This window comes from Streptomyces sp. NRRL F-2580 (genome assembly GCF_000720115.1).
Taxonomy (GTDB): domain Bacteria; phylum Actinomycetota; class Actinomycetes; order Streptomycetales; family Streptomycetaceae; genus Streptomyces.
Genome location: NZ_JOIR01000023.1, coordinates 64,958 through 82,486 on the forward strand (window position 1 = coordinate 64,958; position 17,529 = coordinate 82,486).

Below are 17,529 nucleotides of genomic sequence, written 5' to 3' on the forward strand. Positions count from 1 at the left end.
GGCCTCTCGATCAGGTCGCCGCGGACTACCATCACCCACATGACGCGTGTACTGCTCGCCGAGGACGACGCATCCATCTCGGAACCCCTGGCCCGCGCCCTGCGCCGGGAGGGGTACGAGGTCGAGGTCCGGGAGGACGGCCCCACCGCCCTGGACGCGGGACTGCAGGGCGGCGTCGACCTCGTCGTCCTCGACCTGGGCCTGCCGGGCATGGACGGACTGGAAGTCGCCCGCAGGCTGCGGGCCGAGGGCCACGGCTTCCCCATCCTGGTCCTCACCGCCCGCGCGGACGAGGTGGACACGGTCGTCGGCCTGGACGCCGGCGCCGACGACTACGTGACCAAGCCCTTCCGTCTGGCCGAGCTGCTCGCCCGGGTCCGGGCCCTGCTCCGCCGCGGCGCCAACGAGGCCGCCCAGGCCCCCGCCACCCACGGCGTGCGGATCGACGTCGAATCGCACCGCGCCTGGATGGGGGAGGAGGAGCTGCAGCTCACGGCGAAGGAGTTCGACCTCCTGCGCGTCCTGGTCCGCGACGCGGGCCGGGTCGTCACCCGCGACCAGCTCATGCGCGAGGTCTGGGACACCACGTGGTGGTCCTCCACCAAGACCCTCGACATGCACATCTCCTGGCTGCGCAAGAAGCTGGGCGACGACGCCGCGAACCCCCGCTACATCGCCACCGTCCGCGGCGTCGGCTTCCGCTTCGAGAAGAGCTGAGCCCAGGGAGCCCGGGGCCGGCGGGGCTGCGTCCCGCTCCGAGCCCGCCCGGGCCCCGCTCCGGCCCGCCCCGGACCGGCGCCGGGGCAGGTTCCCGCTAGGGCATGCTCTAAGGCATGCGCCGCCGCCTCATCAACTCCACGCTCGCCGTGGTGCTCGTCGTGATCGCCGTCTTCGGCGTCTCCCTCGTCATCGTGGAGACCCGGACCATCACCAGCAGCGCCCAGGACCGCATCGAGTCCGAGGCGCTGCGGCTGGTGGGCATCGTCGAGGCGAACGTCCTGGAGCACAAGCCGATCGACCCGGTCGCCCTCGCCGAGCAGCTCGACGCCGGCCACTACGCCCGCATCGCCGTCCCCGGCCAGCGGGCCGTGGAGGTGGGCGCCCCGATCCCCGACAGCGTCATCCGCGGCACCGCGCGCGGCGAACAGGGCGAGGTCGTGACCGTCGAGGAGTCCCGCTCCACGGTCACCAAGGAGGTCGGCCGGACCCTCGTGGTGGTGGGCGCGGTGGCGCTGCTGGCCGTCGTGGCCGCCGTACTGCTCGCCGTACGCCAGGCGAACCGGCTGGCCTCCCCGCTCACCGACCTCGCCGAGACGGCGGAACGCCTCGGATCCGGCGATCCGCGCCCCCGGCACAAGCGGTACGGGGTCCCCGAGCTGGACCGCGTCGCCGACGTGCTGGACTCCAGCGCCGAACGGATCGGCCGGATGCTGACCGCCGAGCGGCGCCTCGCCGCCGACGCCTCGCACCAGCTGCGCACCCCCCTCACCGCCCTGTCCATGCGGCTGGAGGAGATCACGGTCACCGACGACCTGGACACCGTGCGGGAGGAGGCGACGATCGCCCTCACCCAGGTGGAGCGGCTCACGGACGTGGTGCAGCGGCTGCTCACGAACTCGCGCGACCCGCGGACCGGCTCCGCGGTCCCCTTCGACCTCGACGAGGTCGTCAAACAGCAGGTCGAGGAGTGGCGGCCGGCCTACCGCAGCGCGGGGCGGGCCATCGTGCGCTCCGGGAAGCAGGGCGTACGCGCCGTCGGCACCCCGGGCGCGGTCTCGCAGGTGCTGGCCACGCTGGTGGAGAACGCGCTGATGCACGGTGGCGGCACGGTCGCGCTGCGTACGCGCGTGATCGGCAACCAGGCGGTGCTGGAGGTCACGGACGAGGGGCCGGGGGTCCCGCCGGACCTCGGCAACCGGATCTTCGAGCGGGCCATCAGCGGCCGCAATTCCACCGGGATCGGCCTCGCGGTCGCCCGGGACCTCGCGGAGGCGGACGGGGGGCGCCTCGAACTGCTCCAGACGCAGCCGCCGGTGTTCGCGCTGTTCCTCAGCCGGACGGCGCCGGAACGCGTCGAGCCCGAGACCACCGTGCGCTAGGGCCCCGGGCGCGTACTGCTCGTTCCTAGTTGTTCGCGGGCTCCGGCTCGGGCACCGGCTCCGGCCGCCGCTCGGGCCTGGGCAGCGGCGCCGCCACGAGCTCCGGCGCGGGCTCGGCGGCCTCGGGCAGGGCCTTGAAGACCCAGGTCCGGTACGACCAGAAGCGGAACACGGTGGCGGTGCCGATGCCGATGAACTTGAAGACGTTGCTGGCCACCGAGCCGTCCCAGCCGAAGCCGTAGGTGGCGGTGTACAGCACACCGTTCTCGATGACCAGGCCGATGGCGCTGAACGCGGCGAAGAGGACCAGCTCGCGAGTGCGGCCGCTCTTGGCGCGGTCCCGGTACGCGAAGTAGCGGAAGCCGAGGTAGTTCGTGGCGATGGCCACGACCGTGGCTATCACGCTCGCGCGCACCACCTGCAGGTCGGTCGTGTGCCGGATCAGGTTGAAGACACCCAGGTTGACCAGCACACCCAGACCACCGACCGCCCCGAACTTGGCGACCTCTCGCACGAGACCGCGTACGCGTTCGAGAACAGATCCGTTCCCCGGCGTGCTCATCAGTAGGTTCAGTCCCTGTCGGTCACCGCCCCGCGAAGGGCGTCCGGGTGTTCTCTGTCAACCCGCCCATCGTAAGTGTCCCCCCACAGCCCCGTCTGTGCCTTCGGACACCGTGCGACGCACGGCACACCGACGCTTACGGGCCAGGGCGCGTCCGGATGGCGGAATACCGGCGGATACCCTGGAGGAGTGACGTTCCCGGTAGTCGGCATGGTCGGCGGCGGTCAGCTCGCCCGCATGACCCACGAGGCGGGTATCCCCCTCGGCATCAGATTCAAGCTCCTCAGTGACACCCCACAGGACTCGGCGGCCCAGGTCGTGAGCGATGTCGTCATCGGCGACTATCGCGACCTGGAGACGTTGCGTGCCTTCGCGCGCGGCTGTGACGTGATCACTTTCGACCACGAACACGTACCCACGGAGCACCTGCGGGCCCTGGAAGCGGACGGCATCCCCGTCCGCCCGGGGCCCGACGCGTTGGTGCACGCCCAGGACAAGGGGGTGATGCGCGCCAGGCTCGACGAGATCGGCGCGCCGAGCCCCCGCCACCGGATCGTGAGCGATCCGGCGGACGCGGCGGCCTTCGCGGACGAGGTCGGCGGGTTCCCCGTCATCCTCAAGACCGTGCGCGGCGGGTACGACGGAAAGGGCGTGTGGTTCGTCCGCACCCCGCAGGACGCGGAGGCCCCCTTCAAGGCGGGCGTCCCGGTCCTCGCGGAGGAGAAGGTCGATTTCGTCCGCGAGCTCGCGGCGAACATCGTCCGCTCCCCGCACGGCCAGGCGGTGGCCTACCCCGTCGTCGAGTCCCGCCAGGTGGACGGGGTCTGCGACACGGTGATCGCCCCCGCTCCGGACCTCTCGGAGGCCCTCGCCGGCGAGGCCCAGGCCCTCGCCCTGCGCATCGCCAAGGAACTCGGCGTGACCGGCCACCTGGCCGTGGAACTGTTCGAGACCACCGACGGCCGGATCCTGGTCAACGAACTGGCGATGCGCCCGCACAACAGCGGCCACTGGACCCAGGACGGTGCCGTCACCTCCCAGTTCGCCAACCACGTCCGCGCGGTCCTGGACCTCCCCCTGGGCGACCCCCGCCCCCGGGCCCGCTGGACGGTCATGGCGAACGTACTGGGCGGGGACTACCCCGACATGTACGCGGCGTACCTGCACTGCATGGCCCATGACCCGCAGCTGAAGATCCACATGTACGGCAAGGACGTGAAACACGGCCGCAAGGTCGGCCACGTCAACACCTACGGCGACGACCTGGACGATGTGCTGGAGCGCGCACGCCACGCTGCCGACTACCTCAGAGGAACGGTCACCCAATGAGCACCTCCACCGCCGCCCCCGTCATCGGCATCGTCATGGGATCCGATTCGGACTGGCCCGTCATGGAGGCGGCCGCGCAGGCCCTCGACGAGTTCGAGATCCCCTACGAGGTCGACGTCGTCTCGGCGCACCGGATGCCGCGCGAGATGATCGCGTACGGGGAGCACGCCGCCGACCGCGGCCTGAAGGCGATCATCGCGGGCGCGGGTGGGGCCGCCCACCTGCCCGGCATGCTCGCCTCGGTCACGCCGCTGCCCGTCATCGGCGTGCCGGTGCCGCTGAAGTACCTCGACGGCATGGACTCGCTGATGTCGATCGTCCAGATGCCGGCCGGGGTGCCCGTCGCCACCGTCTCGGTCGCCGGCGCGCGCAACGCGGGTCTGCTGGCCGTACGGATGCTGGCCGCGCACGACAAGGACCTCTTGGCCCGGATGCGCGACTTCCAGCAGGAGCTCAACGACCAGGCCACCGAGAAGGGCAAGCGGCTGCGTACGAAGGTCGCGAACGCGGAGTCCTTCGGGTTCGGCAAGTGAGCGCGGCGCAGCGTCTGGACGAGGCGCGCGAGCTGCTGGCCGAGCACCCCGTCGTGGACGGCCACAACGACCTGCCCTGGGCGCTGCGCGAGCAGGTGCGCTACGACCTGGCGCGACGGGACATCGGGGGCGACCAGTCCGCCCACTTGCACACCGACATCCCGCGGCTGCGCGCCGGCGGGGTCGGCGCGCAGTTCTGGTCCGTGTACGTCCGCTCCGACTACGCCGGTGACGAGGCGGTCAGCGCGACGCTGGAGCAGATCGACGTGGTCGCCCAGCTGATCGACCGTTACCCCGGCGACCTCGTGCGGGCGCTGACGGCGGACGACATGGAGGCGGCCCGCGCCGACGGCCGGATCGCCTCGCTGATGGGTGCCGAGGGCGGCCACTCCATCAACAACTCGCTCGCCACGCTGCGCGCCCTGCACCGGCTGGGCGTGCGGTACATGACGCTCACGCACAACGACACGATCGACTGGGCGGACTCGGCGACCGACGAGCCCCGGCACGGCGGCCTGAGCGACTTCGGCCGCGAGGTCGTCCGCGAGATGAACCGCGTCGGCATGCTGGTGGACCTCTCGCACGTCGCCGCGACGACCATGCGGGACGCGCTCGCGGTCTCGGCCGCGCCGGTGGTCTTCTCGCACTCCTCGGCGCGGGCGGTCTGCGACCACCCCCGCAACATCCCCGACGACGTGCTGGCGCTGCTGCCGGCCAACGGCGGGGTGGCGATGGCCACCTTCGTCCCGAAGTTCATCCTCCCGGCGGCCGTCGAGTGGACGCTGGCCGCGGACGAGAACCTGCGGGCGCACGGCTTCCACCACCTCGACACCACCCCCGAGGCGATGGCCCTGCACCGGGCCTTCGAGGCGGAGCGCCCGCGCCCGGTGGCCACGGCCGCCACGGTGGCCGACCACCTGGACCACATGCGCGAGGTCGCCGGGGTCGACCACATCGGGATCGGCGGCGACTACGACGGCACGGCCTTCACGCCGTCCGGGCTGGACGACGTGGCCGGCTACCCGAACCTGGTCGCCGAGCTGCTGGCGCGCGGCTGGTCCAGGGCCGACCTGGCGAAGCTGACCTGGTCCAACGCGGTACGGGTGCTGCGCGACGCGGAAGCGGTGGCGCGGGACCTCTCGGCGTCCCGGGGCCCGTCGAACGCGGTGATCTAGCGGCGGCGCGGCGGATGCGGTGATCGGGTGTGACCTGCGGATTCACCCGAACGCCACATCCGCCGGGCGTCCCGGCCGTCCCCCATGTCACGGTGGCACCGTCCCATCTCTCCCTGCTGCCGCCGAGACCGGAGCGAACGCCATGGCCGACCTGCAGGACGAACCCCACTCCGTGGGCATCGGAGCCGAAGACCTCCCCGCATCCGAAGTGCCGGCGGGCGCCCTCGACCGGGCCGTCGCGCTGCTGTCCGTGCATCCCGTGGCAGACGGGTGCAACACCCTCGTCTGGACCTTGCGCCAGAGCCCGTACCACGACATCGACACCCCCGACGTCAATGTCGACACCGACATCCCGCGGCTGCGCGCCGGGGGAGTGGGGGCCCAGTTCTGGTCCCTACTCGTACCGCAGGGCCGCCCCCGCGGGGACATCACCGGTGACCAGGCGGTCTCCGACACCCTGGAACAGATCGACGTGGCGCTGGCCCTGATGCGCCGTTACCCCGACAGCCTGCGCCTGGCGCTCAGCGCCGACGACATGGTGGACGCCCGCAACCGGGGCCGCATCGCCTCGTTCCTGGGCCCGGTGCCCGGCCGCACGCTGACCGACTCGCTGGGCGCGCTGCGCGCCTTCCACGCGCTGGGCGTACGCATCCTCGCGCCCGCGGGAGCGCCCTGGGCGCAGGACGACCTGACGGCCTTCGGCCACGAGGTGGTCCGGGAGGCGAACCGGCTGGCGATGATCCTGGACGTCAACGGCTGCCCGCCGGTGGTCGCCTGCCAGGTCGCGGGCGCGTCCAAGTCCCCGACGATCATCTCGAACACGGCGGCGGCCGCGCTGAACCCGCATCCGGCGAACGTGCCCGACGAGGTGCTGCTCGCGCTGGGCGAGGCGAAGGGCCTGGCGATGGTCACCTTCGACGCCGCCCGCACCGGGGACTCCCTGCACGCGGTGGCGGACCACCTCGACCACGTACGGGCGGTCGCGGGCCCGGAGAGCGTCGGCCTCGGCGCCGCCTTCGGCACCGAAGCCCCGGGCTCCCGCCCGGCCGGTCTGACCGACCCCTCGGGCTACCCGCGACTGATCGCGGAACTCCTGGAACGGGGCTGGCCGGAATCCGACCTGGCCCTCCTGACCTGGGGCAACGCCCTCCGCGTGGTCCGCGACGCGGAGTTCACCTCCCGCCGCTCGACCCGCTGACAGCCCCGCCGCACCATCCAGCCCCGCTGGAGGCCCTCCCAGCGGTAGCTGGGGGAGTTCGAGGCGCAGGGAGGTCCCCCGGACGGAGTCTGGGGGAGGGTCCGGGGCGGAGCCCCGATCCTTCGGCCCCGCGCCCCGCAGGGGTCAGGCGCGGGGCCGACCCATCGCCCGGTACGTCCACCCGGCGGCGCGCCACCGCACAGGGTCCAGCGCGTTGCGGCCGTCCAGCACGAGCCGGTCCGTCACCACGCCCGCGAGCTGCGCGGGGTCGAGGTCCCGGAACTCGCGCCACTCGGTCAGGTGGAGGACGACCTCCGCCCCCCGGGCCGCCGCCAGCGCGGAGTCCGCGTACCCGAGGGTCGGGAAGACGCGCCGGGCGTTGTCCATGCCCTTGGGGTCGTAGACGGTGACCTGCCCGCCCTGAAGGTGGATCTGTCCGGCCACGTTCAGGGCGGGCGAGTCGCGTACGTCGTCCGAGTCGGGCTTGAAGGTGGCGCCGAGCACCGCGACCCGCTTGCCGAGGAACGACCCGCCCACGGCCTCCCGCGCCAGTTCGACCATGTGTCCGCGCCGCCGCATGTTGATGGAGTCGACCTCGCGCAGGAAGGTCAGCGCCTGGTCGGCGCCCAGCTCGCCGGCGCGTGCCATGAAGGCCCGGATGTCCTTGGGCAGGCAGCCGCCGCCGAAGCCGATCCCGGCGCGCAGGAACTTCGCGCCGATCCGCTCGTCGTAGCCGATGGCCTCCGCCAGCCTCACCACGTCGCCGCCTGCGGCCTCGCAGACCTCCGCCATCGCGTTGATGAAGGAGATCTTCGTCGCGAGGAAGGAGTTGGCGGCGGTCTTGACCAGCTCGGCGGTCGGGAAGTCCGTGACGACCAGCGGGGTCCCCTCCGACATCGGCGTCTCGTACACCTCGCGCAGCAGCTTCTCGCCGCGCTCGCCCTGGACGCCGATCACGATCCGGTCGGGGTGCAGGGTGTCCTGCACCGCGAAGCCCTCGCGCAGGAACTCCGGGTTCCAGGCCAGCTCCACGTCCTCGCCCGCCGGGGACAGCTCGGTCAGCTTGGCCGCGAGCCGCTCCGCCGAGCCCACCGGCACGGTGGACTTGCCGACCACCAGGACCGGCCGGGTCAGGTGCGGGGCCAGCGAGGCCATCGCGGAGTCGACGTAGGACATGTCGCACGCGTACTCGCCGTGCTTCTGCGGAGTGTTCACGCAGACGAAGTGGACGTCGCCGAACTCCCCGACCTCCTCGAAGGAGGTGGTGAACCGCAGCCGGCCGGTCGAGCCCGGCAGCCCGGCCACGTGCTTGGCCAGCAGCTCCTCCAGCCCGGGCTCGTACATCGGCACCCGGCCCGACGCCAGCATCTCGATCTTCTCGGGCACCACGTCCAGGCCCAGCACCTCGAACCCCAGCTCCGCCATCGCCGCGGCGTGGGTCGCGCCGAGGTATCCGGTGCCGATCACTGTGATCCTGAGGGGGGCCATGGGTGCTCCAGAGGTGCGGGGCCGTTTGCGGCCACTGAGCATAGTCGGGCCCACCGGCGGGGACGTTCCCCAGGAGGCGGCAGCTGTCGACACCGCTGTCACGCAACTCACGTAGGCCGTCCATATCGCCATCCGTGACCGGGACACTAAGCTTGGGTTACTTAACGGTAGTTAGCATCACGCATCACCCTGGGGAGTGAGAGATCTTGGCGGGTTCTGCCGACTTCGACCTGTACCGCCCGGCCGAGGAGCACGACATGCTCCGCGAGTCGGTCCGCTCGCTCGCCGAGGCGAAGATCCTGCCGTTCGCAGCCGCGGTCGACGAGGAGTCCCGCTTCCCGCAGGAGGCCCTCGACGCCCTGGTCGCCAGCGACCTGCACGCCGTCCACGTGCCCGAGACCTACGGCGGCGCGGGCGCCGACGCCCTGGCCACCGTGATCGTGATCGAGGAGGTGGCCCGCGTCTGCGCGTCCTCCTCCCTCATCCCGGCCGTCAACAAGCTCGGCTCGCTCCCGGTGATCCTCTCCGGTTCCGAGGAGCTCAAGGCCAAGTACCTGGGCCCGCTCGCCAAGGGCGACGCGATGTTCTCGTACGCGCTCTCGGAGCCCGACGCGGGCTCCGACGCGGCCGGCATGAAGACCCGCGCCGTGCGCGACGGGGACTTCTGGGTGCTCAACGGCGTCAAGCGCTGGATCACCAACGCGGGCGTCTCCGAGTACTACACGGTCATGGCCGTCACCGACCCGGAGAAGCGCTCCAAGGGCATCAGCGCCTTCGTCGTCGAGAAGTCCGACGAGGGCGTCTCCTTCGGCGCCCCGGAGAAGAAGCTCGGCATCAAGGGCTCCCCGACGCGCGAGGTCTACCTCGACAACGTCCGGATCCCCGCCGACCGCATGATCGGCGCCGAGGGCACCGGCTTCGCCACCGCGATGAAGACCCTGGACCACACCCGCATCACGATCGCGGCCCAGGCGCTCGGCATCGCCCAGGGCGCCCTGGACTACGCCAAGGGCTACGTCCAGGAGCGCAAGCAGTTCGGCAAGCCGATCGGCGACTTCCAGGGCGTGCAGTTCATGCTCGCGGACATGGCCATGAAGATCGAGGCCGCCCGTCAGCTCACGTACGCGGCCGCGGCCAAGTCGGAGCGTGTCGACGGCGACCTGACCTTCTTCGGCGCCGCGGCCAAGTGCTTCGCCTCCGACGTGGCCATGGAGGTCACCACGGACGCCGTCCAGCTCCTCGGCGGTTACGGCTACACCCGTGACTACCCGGTGGAGCGCATGATGCGCGACGCCAAGATCACGCAGATCTACGAGGGCACCAACCAGGTCCAGCGGATCGTCATGGCCCGCAACCTGCCGTAACGTCCTCCCAGGCCGGAGGCGGATGCGCACATCCGTCTCCGGCCTTCGCACGCCCAGGATGGGCTAAATTTGGACCTTCGTACGCCGGAATCGGTTGGGGAGAACGCAATGACGGAAGCGATCCTGCTGGTCGGCGGACAAGGGACGCGCCTGCGTCCGGTGACGGTGAACACGCCGAAGCCGATGGTCCCGACGGCCGGGGTTCCCTTCCTCGCCCACCAGATAGCCAGGGCCGCCGCCGCCGGTGTCACGCACATCGTGATGGCCACCTGCTACCTCGCCGAGGTCTTCGAGCCCTACTTCGGCGACGGATCCGACTTCGGCCTCACCCTCGAGTACGTCGTCGAGGACGAGCCCCTCGGCACCGGCGGCGCCATCCGCAACGCCGGACGGCGCCTGACGGGCGGTCCGGACTCCTCCGTCCTCGTTTTCAACGGCGACATCCTCACGGGCCTGGACATCGCGGGTCTCGTCGAGGCGCACGAGGCGGCCGACGCCGACGTCTCCCTGCACCTGGTCCGCGTCGAGGACCCGCGCGCCTTCGGCCTGGTCCCCACCGACTCCGAGGGGCGGGTGCTGGCCTTCACCGAGAAGCCGCAGATCCCCGAGGAGATCATCACCGACCAGATCAACGCCGGCTGCTACGTCTTCCGCCGCAGCGTGATCGACGCCATCCCGGCCGGCCGCCCGGTCTCCGTCGAGCGCGAGACCTTCCCCGGCCTGCTGGCCTCCGGGGCCAAGCTGCACGGCGTCACCGAGAACACCTACTGGATGGACCTCGGCAAGCCCGAGGCCATCATCCAGGCCTCCGCGGACCTGGTCCGCGGCGTGGTCCCCTCCCCGGCCGTCCCCGGACGCCGCGGCGAGTCCCTCGTGCTGCCCGGCGCCGAAGTGGCGGCCGGAGCCAAGCTGTCGGGGGGCACCGTCGTGGGAGCCGGCGCCCGCGTCGAGGCCGGCGCGGTCGTCCAGGGCAGCATCGTGCTCGACGGGGCGGTGATCGGCGCGGACGCCCAGGTGAGCGCCAGCCTGATCGGCGCCCGCTCCGCCGTGGGCGCGCGGACCGTGCTGGACGGCGCCGTCATCGGTGACGGGGCCGTCGTGGGGGCCGACAACGAGCTGCGCGCCGGGGCCCGGGTGTGGTGCGAGGCGCAGCTGCCCGCCGCCGCCATCCGCTTCTCCCCGGACGCCTGACCGGAGTCCGGGGAGCGGGCGGGGGCGACACCGCCGCGGTCAGTTGCCGCGGACGGTGACCTTCTCGTCGTTCTGGATCTGCTTCACCAGCTGCTGCACCTTCGCCTTGTCCCAGACGAGGTTGCCGCCGCGCTGCCCGGAGATCGGCATGTTCATCGACACGCCGTCACCGCCGTTGACGCCCTTCATGGCGAAGAACATCTGGCCCATGTCGTACAGGCCCATGTCCTTGTCCACGATCAGGGTGTCCAGTCCGGCGCCCAGCAGCGGGTAGAGGTCGAACGGGTTGAGGACCGTGGACGGGGTCGCCGCCTGGCTCGCCAGCGCCGACAGGAACTTCTGCTGGTTCTTCGTGCGCTGGAGGTCCGACTCGGCGAAGGCGTAGCGGGTCCGTACGAAGGCCAGCGACTGCTCGCCGTTCAGGGTCTGCTTGCCCGCCTTGAAGTCGGCGCCGGACTTCTCGTCCTTGAAGCCCTCCTCGATGTCCAGCTCCACGCCGCCCAGCGCGTCCACGATGTTCGCGAAGCCGGCGAAGCCGATCTCCGCGTAGTGGTCGATGCGCAGACCGGTGTTGTGCTCCACCGTCCGCACGAGCAGCTCCGGGCCGTCCTCCGCGTACGCCGCGTTGAGCTTGACCCGGCGTCCCTGCGCGGGGAACTTCTTGCCGGACTGGGAGCCGACGAAGGACGGGATCTCCACGTCCGAGTCGCGCGGCAGCGAGATCATCGTGTTCCCGCTGGAGCATTTCGCCAGGATCATCATCGAGTCGGTCCGCTTGCCCTCGGCCGAGCCCGTGTGGAGCTTCTTCTTCTCCTCGTCGGACATGCCCTCGCGGCTGTCGGAGCCGACGATCAGGTACGTCGTGCAGTCGCCCTCCTTGGGGCGCTCGATGACCTTGGAGAGGTCGACCTCGCGGCGCACCTTGGAGTCGGCCCAGAAGTAGGTGGAGACCGTGGTCACCAGCAGGGCGGAGACCAGCACGATCGAGCCGATCTTGATCCGCTTGCGCCAGTCCGGGGCGGGGCCGGGCGCGCGGCCGGGACGGCCGGGGCCCGACGGCCCACCGGGGCCCGCCGGACCGCCCGGGGTGCCGTCGGAGGGCGAACCGTAGACCTGGCCGGTGTTGTAACCGCTGTCGTAACCGCCGTACGTGTCGTGGCCGCCGGCCTGCTGCGGAGGCACGCCGTACGCGGGCGGCGGGCCCGCCGGGCGCGGGGGCTGCTGCGCGGGCCGCGGCGGCTGCTGCGGCTGTCGCCGGACGTGCCGCATCCGCTGTACGCCCTCGGGCTGCGGCTGGGCGCTGCCGCGCCCGTAGCCGTCGTCACGACCTTCTGGCCAGTCATTCATGCGCTCTAGGATGCCTGCCCGGGCGTCCCGTCCGACAGCCCGGGGCGGGATCCGTACCGGGGCTGTTGCAGAGCTGATGCCTCTGGTACGGCTCTAAGGTGTCCGTATGACACAGATACCGGGCGAGCTGCCCGGGAAGCCGACCGCGGCCTCCCGTACGACCCTCAGCCACATCATGACCGCGAACGACACCAACCTCCTCGGCACGGTGCACGGTGGCGTGATCATGAAGCTGGTGGACGACGCGGCGGGCGCCGTGGCCGGGCGCCACTCCGGCGGTCCGGCGGTCACCGCGTCCATGGACGAGATGGTCTTCCTCGCCCCCGTGCGCGTGGGCGACCTCGTCCACGTGAAGGCGCAGTGCAACTGGACGGGCCGCTCCTCCATGGAGATCGGCGTACGGGTCCTCGCGGAGCGGTGGAACGAGTCCACGCCCGCCACCCAGGTCGGCAGCGCCTACCTCGTCTTCGCGGCCGTGGACGCCGACGGCAAGCCCCGCCAGGTCCCGCCGGTGCTCCCGGAGACGGAACGGGACGAGCGGCGCTACCAGGAGGCCCAGATCCGCCGCACCCACCGGCTCGCCCGCCGCCAGGCGATCATGGCGCTGCGCGAGGAGCGGGCGGCCCAGGGCTTCGACGACTGACGTCCCCACCGCCGGGCCGCCCGGACACCCCCTACGTCCCGCAGACCACCTGGTCGCCGGTGACCACCCCGAAGGCGCCCTGGTACGGGTCCTCCGCGCGGACCGGCACCACCTTGCTGTAGTCCGCGCCCGCGATCACCAGCACCGTCCGGCCCTGGCCCGCCACCGCCCGCAGCTCGCTGCCCGGCAGGGCGGTCGCCACCGAACGGGCGGAGCGGTCCCAGCGCGGGTCGTACGTGATCACCGTGCGCTTGACGTCGCGGCTGGCGCCGTTGCCGGGGGCCCGGGTGGTGTCGAAGCCGGTGGCGCGCAGCGCCGTGTCGACCCGCCCGCCGAGTCCGTCGATCCGCGTCCCGTTCTCCACCTGGACCCGGATCTGCTGCGGGGGCACGTCCACCGGCACCGCCGCGGGCCGGCTGCCGCCGGTCGTCCCGGGCCGGGCCGGAGCCAGCGGGCGGTCCTCCCGCAGGGCCTCGAACAGCTTGGCCGCCTTCGGCTCGTCCCATTTCACGGTGGAGCCGATGCCCTTGAGGCGGAACGAGGGGTCGCCGATGGGCACCGAGGCGAACTCCGAGGAGGAGGGGGTGAAGTCCCGCATCGCCTGCCCGAGCGCCAGCATCTGCTCCGAGCCGAAGTCCTTGTCGGCCCGCACCGAGCCGAGCAGGGTGGAGCTGACCTCCTTGAACTTGACCGGGTTCAGCAGCACCCCGCCGCCGGTCGCCTGCTTGATCAGGGCGGCGATGAACCGCTGCTGACGCTGCATCCGGCCCAGGTCGGAGGCCCCGTCCACATGGCGCGAGCGCACGTACTGCAGGGCTTGGCCGCCGCTGAGCCGGTGGGTGCCGGGCAGCAGGTCGAGGCCGGTGTTCGGGTCGCGCATGGTCTTGGCCGTGCAGATGTCCACGCCGCCCATCGCGTCGACCGTCTTCATGAAGCTGGTGAAGTCGACCTCCAGGTAGTGGTCGATCTTCACCCGGGTCATGCTCTCGACGGTCCGCACGGTCAGGTTGGGGCCGCCCTCCGCGTACGCCGCGTTCAGCTTCAGGGAGTGGGCCCGGTGCGCCTTGCCGGTGACCAGGTCCCGGTGGGCGGGCACCTCGGCGTAGCTGTCGCGGGGCAGGCTGATGACGCTGGCCCGCTCCTTGTCGGCCGACAGGTGCACCAGCATGATCGTGTCGGTGCAGCGGCAGGGCGCGCCGCCCAGGCGGTACTCGCGCTTCTCCTCCGGGGTGATCTTCTCCCGGCCGTCGGTGCCCACCAGCAGGAAGTTCAGGCCGTGCCCGGCCTGCGGGCGGTTCTTCATGTCCTTGAACGGGTCCACCCGCTCGATCCCGGTGTCCAGGCCGGTCATCACGGCGTGCCCGACGGCCCCGGAGCCGAGCACCACCACCGCCAGCCCGGCCGCGAGCCGCACCCCCCACCGGGGGCGCTCGCCCCGACGCCGGGCCGGGCCGCCGACGCCGCCGCCGCGCCGTGCGCGCTGCGGCCGGGACGGCCCGGCGGGACGGGTGGGACGGTGCGGCTGGGGCACGGTGGACACCTCCGCGGGAGCAGCAGGGAGACCGGTCGATGGACGAGTCGGATTCAGCTGATTCGACAGAACAGTAGGCCCATACGATCAGCGTTTGTCCTTACCGATCACTCGGCGCGCACCCGGTTCCCCCGTACGCGGTAACGTGACACCGATACCCGACCTTGAAGGACCACATGCCCGCCCAGCAGCCCGCAGTCTCGGTGATCATGCCGGTGCTCAATGAGGAGCACTACCTCCGCGATTCCGTCCGCCACATCCTGGAACAGGAGTATGCGGGCGAGATGGAGGTGGTGATCGCACTCGGGCCGTCCACGGACCGCACCGACGAGATCGCCGCCGAACTCGTCGCCGAGGATCCCCGAGTCCACACCGTCCCGAATCCCACCGGCCGGACCCCGGCGGCGCTCAACGCCGCCATCAAGGCTTCGCGTCACCCGATCGTGGTACGCGTCGACGGCCACGGCATGCTCTCGCCGAACTACATCGCCACCGCCGTCCGCCTGCTGGACGAGACCGGTGCGCAGAACGTCGGCGGGATCATGCACGCCGAAGGCGAGAACGCCTGGGAAGAGGCCGTCGCCGCCGCGATGACCTCCAAGATCGGCGTGGGCAACGCGCCCTTCCACACCGGCGGCCAGGCGGGACCGGCCGAGACCGTCTACCTCGGCGTCTTCCGCCGTGAGGCGCTGGAACAGCAGGGCGGTTACAACGAGGAGTTCATCCGCGCCCAGGACTGGGAGCTGAACTTCCGCATCCGCGAAGCCGGCGGTCTGATCTGGTTCTCGCCGGAGCTGAAGGTCCAGTACCGCCCCAGGCGCTCCGTCAAGGCCCTGGCCAAGCAGTACAAGGACTACGGGCGCTGGCGGCACGTGGTGGCCCGCTACCACTCGGGCTCCATCAACCTGCGCTACCTGGCCCCGCCGACCCTCGTCTGCGCGCTCGCCGCGGGCGTGGTCGTGGGCGTGGCGGTCACCCCCCTGGGCTTCGCCGTCCCGGCCGGCTACCTCGCGGCGATCGCCGTGGGCTCCGTACCGGCCGGCAAGGGGCTGCCGCCGAAGGCGCGGGCGCAGATCCCCGTCGCCCTCGCGACCATGCACCTGTGCTGGGGCTTCGGCTTCCTGACCAGCCCGCGGGCCCTGGCGAACAAGCTCATCGCCAGCCGCCGCCCGGCCGTGCGCCGGGACTCCTCGCAGGTCTGACCCGCGCGTCGGGACGTACGGAGGGCCCGGCGCGGGGCTGTGTGAACAGCCTCCGCGCCGGGCCCCTTCCGCGTGCTCAGGGGGTCCGGGGACCCGCTACCAGGTGAAGCCCGGCTGGATCGGCATGCAGGCCTTGTCGTTGTCGCCGTTGAGCGCGTGGGCGGACGTCGGGGCCACGCTCGGGGCGGGCGGCGGCGGGGCCGGCGCGTCGCCGGTCCGCCAGTCCTTGCCGACGAACAGGACGATCCCGGCCACCTGGTCGGACTTCTGCACCGAGGCGGCGGGCAGGCCCAGCGCCGTGGCCAGGGCCGCCGCGTCGGCCGCCTGGCCGTCGGTGGCGAAGCGGACCACCGTGGTGTCCTCAGCGCCCGTCTGGCTGTCCGCGCCGGCCTTGGTGAAGCCCTTGGCGGCGAGCAGCGCCGCCACGTCGTTCGCCCGGTTCTTGACCCTGGCCTGGGCGCCGTCCTTGCCGCCCGTGGAGTTGCGCACGCTGACCACGATCTTCGCCGGCGCGGCCGCGGGGGCCGTGGTCGGGGCGGTGGTCGGCTGCTGGGCCGGGGCGGACGGGGCACCGCTCGCGCCCGGCGAGGGAGAGGCGCCGCCCTCCGGGGTGCCGGAGCCCTTGCCGTCGAGCGCGATGTCCTCGCGGACCATCCGGAACAGGTCCTCGGCCTCGCCCGCCATGGGCTCGACGCGTCCGTCCATCCCGGGCTTCGTGCTGTAGACCCAGGGCATGGTGGTCATGGTGATGCGCCCCGGCGGAACCTTCTTGAGCTCCATGCTGAGGTCGTACAGCTTGTCGATCTTGTTCAGGCCGGTGTCCACGACCATGGCCTGGATCGCCGCCTGCGCCAGGCTGTTGAGCTTCACCGGGTTGGTGAGCTTGGCGTTCTTGCGGAACTCCCGGGCCATCGAGTTCATGTACTGGTGCTGGGCGTGGGTGCGCCCGATGTCGGTGCCGTCCTCGAAGCCGTAGCGGGTGCGCAGCCACTGCAGGGCCACCTCGCCCTGGATGATGTTCTCGCCCTTCGGCAGCTTCAGGCCCGAGCCCTTGCCGTCACGGGTGCGGGAGTGCACGTTCTGCTCGACGCAGACCGGGACGCCGCCGATGGCGTCCGCCATGGACACCACACCCTTGAAGTCGATCATCATGAAGTGATCGATGGGGATCTTGGTCAGCTCGGTCCACGCGGCGACGGTGCAGCCCGGTCCGCCGCGCTGGAGGGACTCGTTCGTCTGGACGAGCCCCTTGCTGGCGGGGTGCACCTTGCCGCCCGGCTCGGTGCACTTGGGCATCATCAGCATCGTGTCGCGCGGCATCGAGACCACCGACATGTTGCTGCGGTCGGCGGACAGGTGCAGCAGCATCTGCACGTCCGCGAGGGGCGGGCCGTCGAAGGTGTTCGTGGCCCCGCCCAGCGCCTGGTTCTCCGCGTCGTTGCGCGCGTCGGAGCCGATGAGCAGGATGTTCAGCGGGGTCTGCCCGAAGGCGTTGGGCTTGGAACCGCCCAGTTTGGTCTCGCCGAGGTTCAGCGCGTCCGTCTGGATGCTGCCGTTCAGATGGCGGTAGTACAGGTATCCCGCCGCCGCCGTCCCGAGTATGAGCAGGGACAGGACGGAGGACACCCAGCGCAGCACGCGCCGCCGCCCCCGCCTGGTGGGGCGCTGGCGGGCGGCCGCACGCCGGACGGCTCTGGAGCCGCCCCGTGGTGCGGGCACCACGCCGGGCGCGTCCGCCCCGCCACCGGGTATGTCGTCCCCGGCGGCCTGGGCGGTCGCCCCCTCCCCCCGCACGCTGCTGTGCCTCACGCGTCCCCCCTCAAGATCCTGCTTGGTCGTGTGTGTGCCGGTACGACCGGCTGCGTCC

15 protein-coding genes are annotated in these 17,529 nt (G+C 71.8%); 10 read left to right on the forward strand and 5 right to left on the reverse strand.

What is annotated here, in order from left to right:
- Positions 1–39 precede the first annotated feature (39 nt).
- Both IF88_RS0124660 and IF88_RS0124665 read left to right on the forward strand, forming a co-directional pair.
- A complete protein-coding gene (locus IF88_RS0124660) occupies positions 40–717 on the forward strand; it encodes a response regulator transcription factor (protein WP_030296931.1) in 678 nt (225 codons plus the stop codon).
- Positions 718–833: 116 nt separating this feature from the next.
- On the forward strand, positions 834–2,099 hold the full coding sequence (locus IF88_RS0124665; protein ID WP_030716502.1) for an ATP-binding protein: 1,266 nt from the start codon (positions 834–836) through the stop codon (positions 2,097–2,099).
- 25 nt (positions 2,100–2,124) lie between these two features.
- Here IF88_RS0124665 and IF88_RS0124670 read toward each other — a convergent pair whose 3' ends face one another.
- Positions 2,125–2,661, reverse strand: coding sequence for a GtrA family protein (locus IF88_RS0124670; RefSeq protein ID WP_030716504.1), 537 nt, complete (start codon positions 2,659–2,661; stop codon positions 2,125–2,127).
- 189 nt (positions 2,662–2,850) lie between these two features.
- Here IF88_RS0124670 and IF88_RS0124675 point away from each other — a divergent pair, with 189 nt between their 5' ends.
- From IF88_RS0124675 to IF88_RS0124690, 4 genes are all read left to right on the forward strand, one after another.
- The gene (locus IF88_RS0124675; RefSeq protein ID WP_078893105.1) at positions 2,851–3,990 is read left to right on the forward strand and encodes a 5-(carboxyamino)imidazole ribonucleotide synthase; all 1,140 of its coding nucleotides are present in this window, start codon (positions 2,851–2,853) and stop codon (positions 3,988–3,990) included.
- Complete coding sequence (purE, locus tag IF88_RS0124680) at positions 3,987–4,523, forward strand: 5-(carboxyamino)imidazole ribonucleotide mutase (RefSeq protein ID WP_030716510.1); 537 nt, start codon at positions 3,987–3,989, stop codon at positions 4,521–4,523. The genes IF88_RS0124675 and purE overlap by 4 nt, the downstream gene beginning before the upstream one ends.
- On the forward strand, positions 4,520–5,698 hold the full coding sequence (locus tag IF88_RS0124685) for a dipeptidase (protein ID WP_030716513.1): 1,179 nt from the start codon (positions 4,520–4,522) through the stop codon (positions 5,696–5,698). The genes purE and IF88_RS0124685 overlap by 4 nt, the downstream gene beginning before the upstream one ends.
- Before the next feature lie 142 nt (positions 5,699–5,840).
- Entirely contained in the window at positions 5,841–6,896 is a 1,056-nt protein-coding gene (locus IF88_RS0124690) for a membrane dipeptidase (RefSeq protein WP_030716516.1), read from the forward strand.
- Positions 6,897–7,040: 144 nt separating this feature from the next.
- On the opposite strand, the gene IF88_RS0124695 is transcribed toward IF88_RS0124690, so the two are convergent.
- A complete protein-coding gene (locus IF88_RS0124695) occupies positions 7,041–8,384 on the reverse strand; it encodes a UDP-glucose dehydrogenase family protein (protein ID WP_030716519.1) in 1,344 nt (447 codons plus the stop codon).
- Positions 8,385–8,590: 206 nt separating this feature from the next.
- Between IF88_RS0124695 and IF88_RS0124700 the strand changes: the two genes are divergently transcribed.
- Positions 8,591–9,748 carry an acyl-CoA dehydrogenase family protein gene (locus tag IF88_RS0124700; RefSeq protein WP_030716523.1) on the forward strand — a complete coding sequence of 386 codons (1,158 nt, stop codon included), beginning with the start codon at positions 8,591–8,593 and terminating at the stop codon, positions 9,746–9,748.
- Positions 9,749–9,856: 108 nt separating this feature from the next.
- Positions 9,857–10,939, forward strand: a complete 1,083-nt coding sequence (locus IF88_RS0124705; protein ID WP_030716526.1) for a nucleotidyltransferase family protein — start codon at positions 9,857–9,859, stop codon at positions 10,937–10,939.
- A 39-nt stretch (positions 10,940–10,978) separates the two neighbouring features.
- On the opposite strand, the gene IF88_RS0124710 is transcribed toward IF88_RS0124705, so the two are convergent.
- Positions 10,979–12,286, reverse strand: a complete 1,308-nt coding sequence (locus IF88_RS0124710) for an LCP family protein (RefSeq protein WP_078893106.1) — start codon at positions 12,284–12,286, stop codon at positions 10,979–10,981.
- 106 nt (positions 12,287–12,392) lie between these two features.
- Between IF88_RS0124710 and IF88_RS0124715 the strand changes: the two genes are divergently transcribed.
- Positions 12,393–12,929, forward strand: coding sequence for an acyl-CoA thioesterase (locus tag IF88_RS0124715; RefSeq protein ID WP_030716531.1), 537 nt, complete (start codon positions 12,393–12,395; stop codon positions 12,927–12,929).
- Positions 12,930–12,960: 31 nt separating this feature from the next.
- Here the strand turns inward: IF88_RS0124715 and IF88_RS0124720 are convergent, their stop codons facing one another.
- On the reverse strand, positions 12,961–14,343 hold the full coding sequence (locus IF88_RS0124720; RefSeq protein WP_030716533.1) for an LCP family protein: 1,383 nt from the start codon (positions 14,341–14,343) through the stop codon (positions 12,961–12,963).
- Positions 14,344–14,636: 293 nt separating this feature from the next.
- Between IF88_RS0124720 and IF88_RS0124725 the strand changes: the two genes are divergently transcribed.
- The gene (locus tag IF88_RS0124725) at positions 14,637–15,662 is read left to right on the forward strand and encodes a glycosyltransferase family 2 protein (protein WP_030716535.1); all 1,026 of its coding nucleotides are present in this window, start codon (positions 14,637–14,639) and stop codon (positions 15,660–15,662) included.
- Positions 15,663–15,758: 96 nt separating this feature from the next.
- Here IF88_RS0124725 and IF88_RS0124730 read toward each other — a convergent pair whose 3' ends face one another.
- Positions 15,759–17,471, reverse strand: a complete 1,713-nt coding sequence (locus IF88_RS0124730; RefSeq protein WP_234323686.1) for an LCP family protein — start codon at positions 17,469–17,471, stop codon at positions 15,759–15,761.
- Positions 17,472–17,529 lie beyond the last annotated feature (58 nt).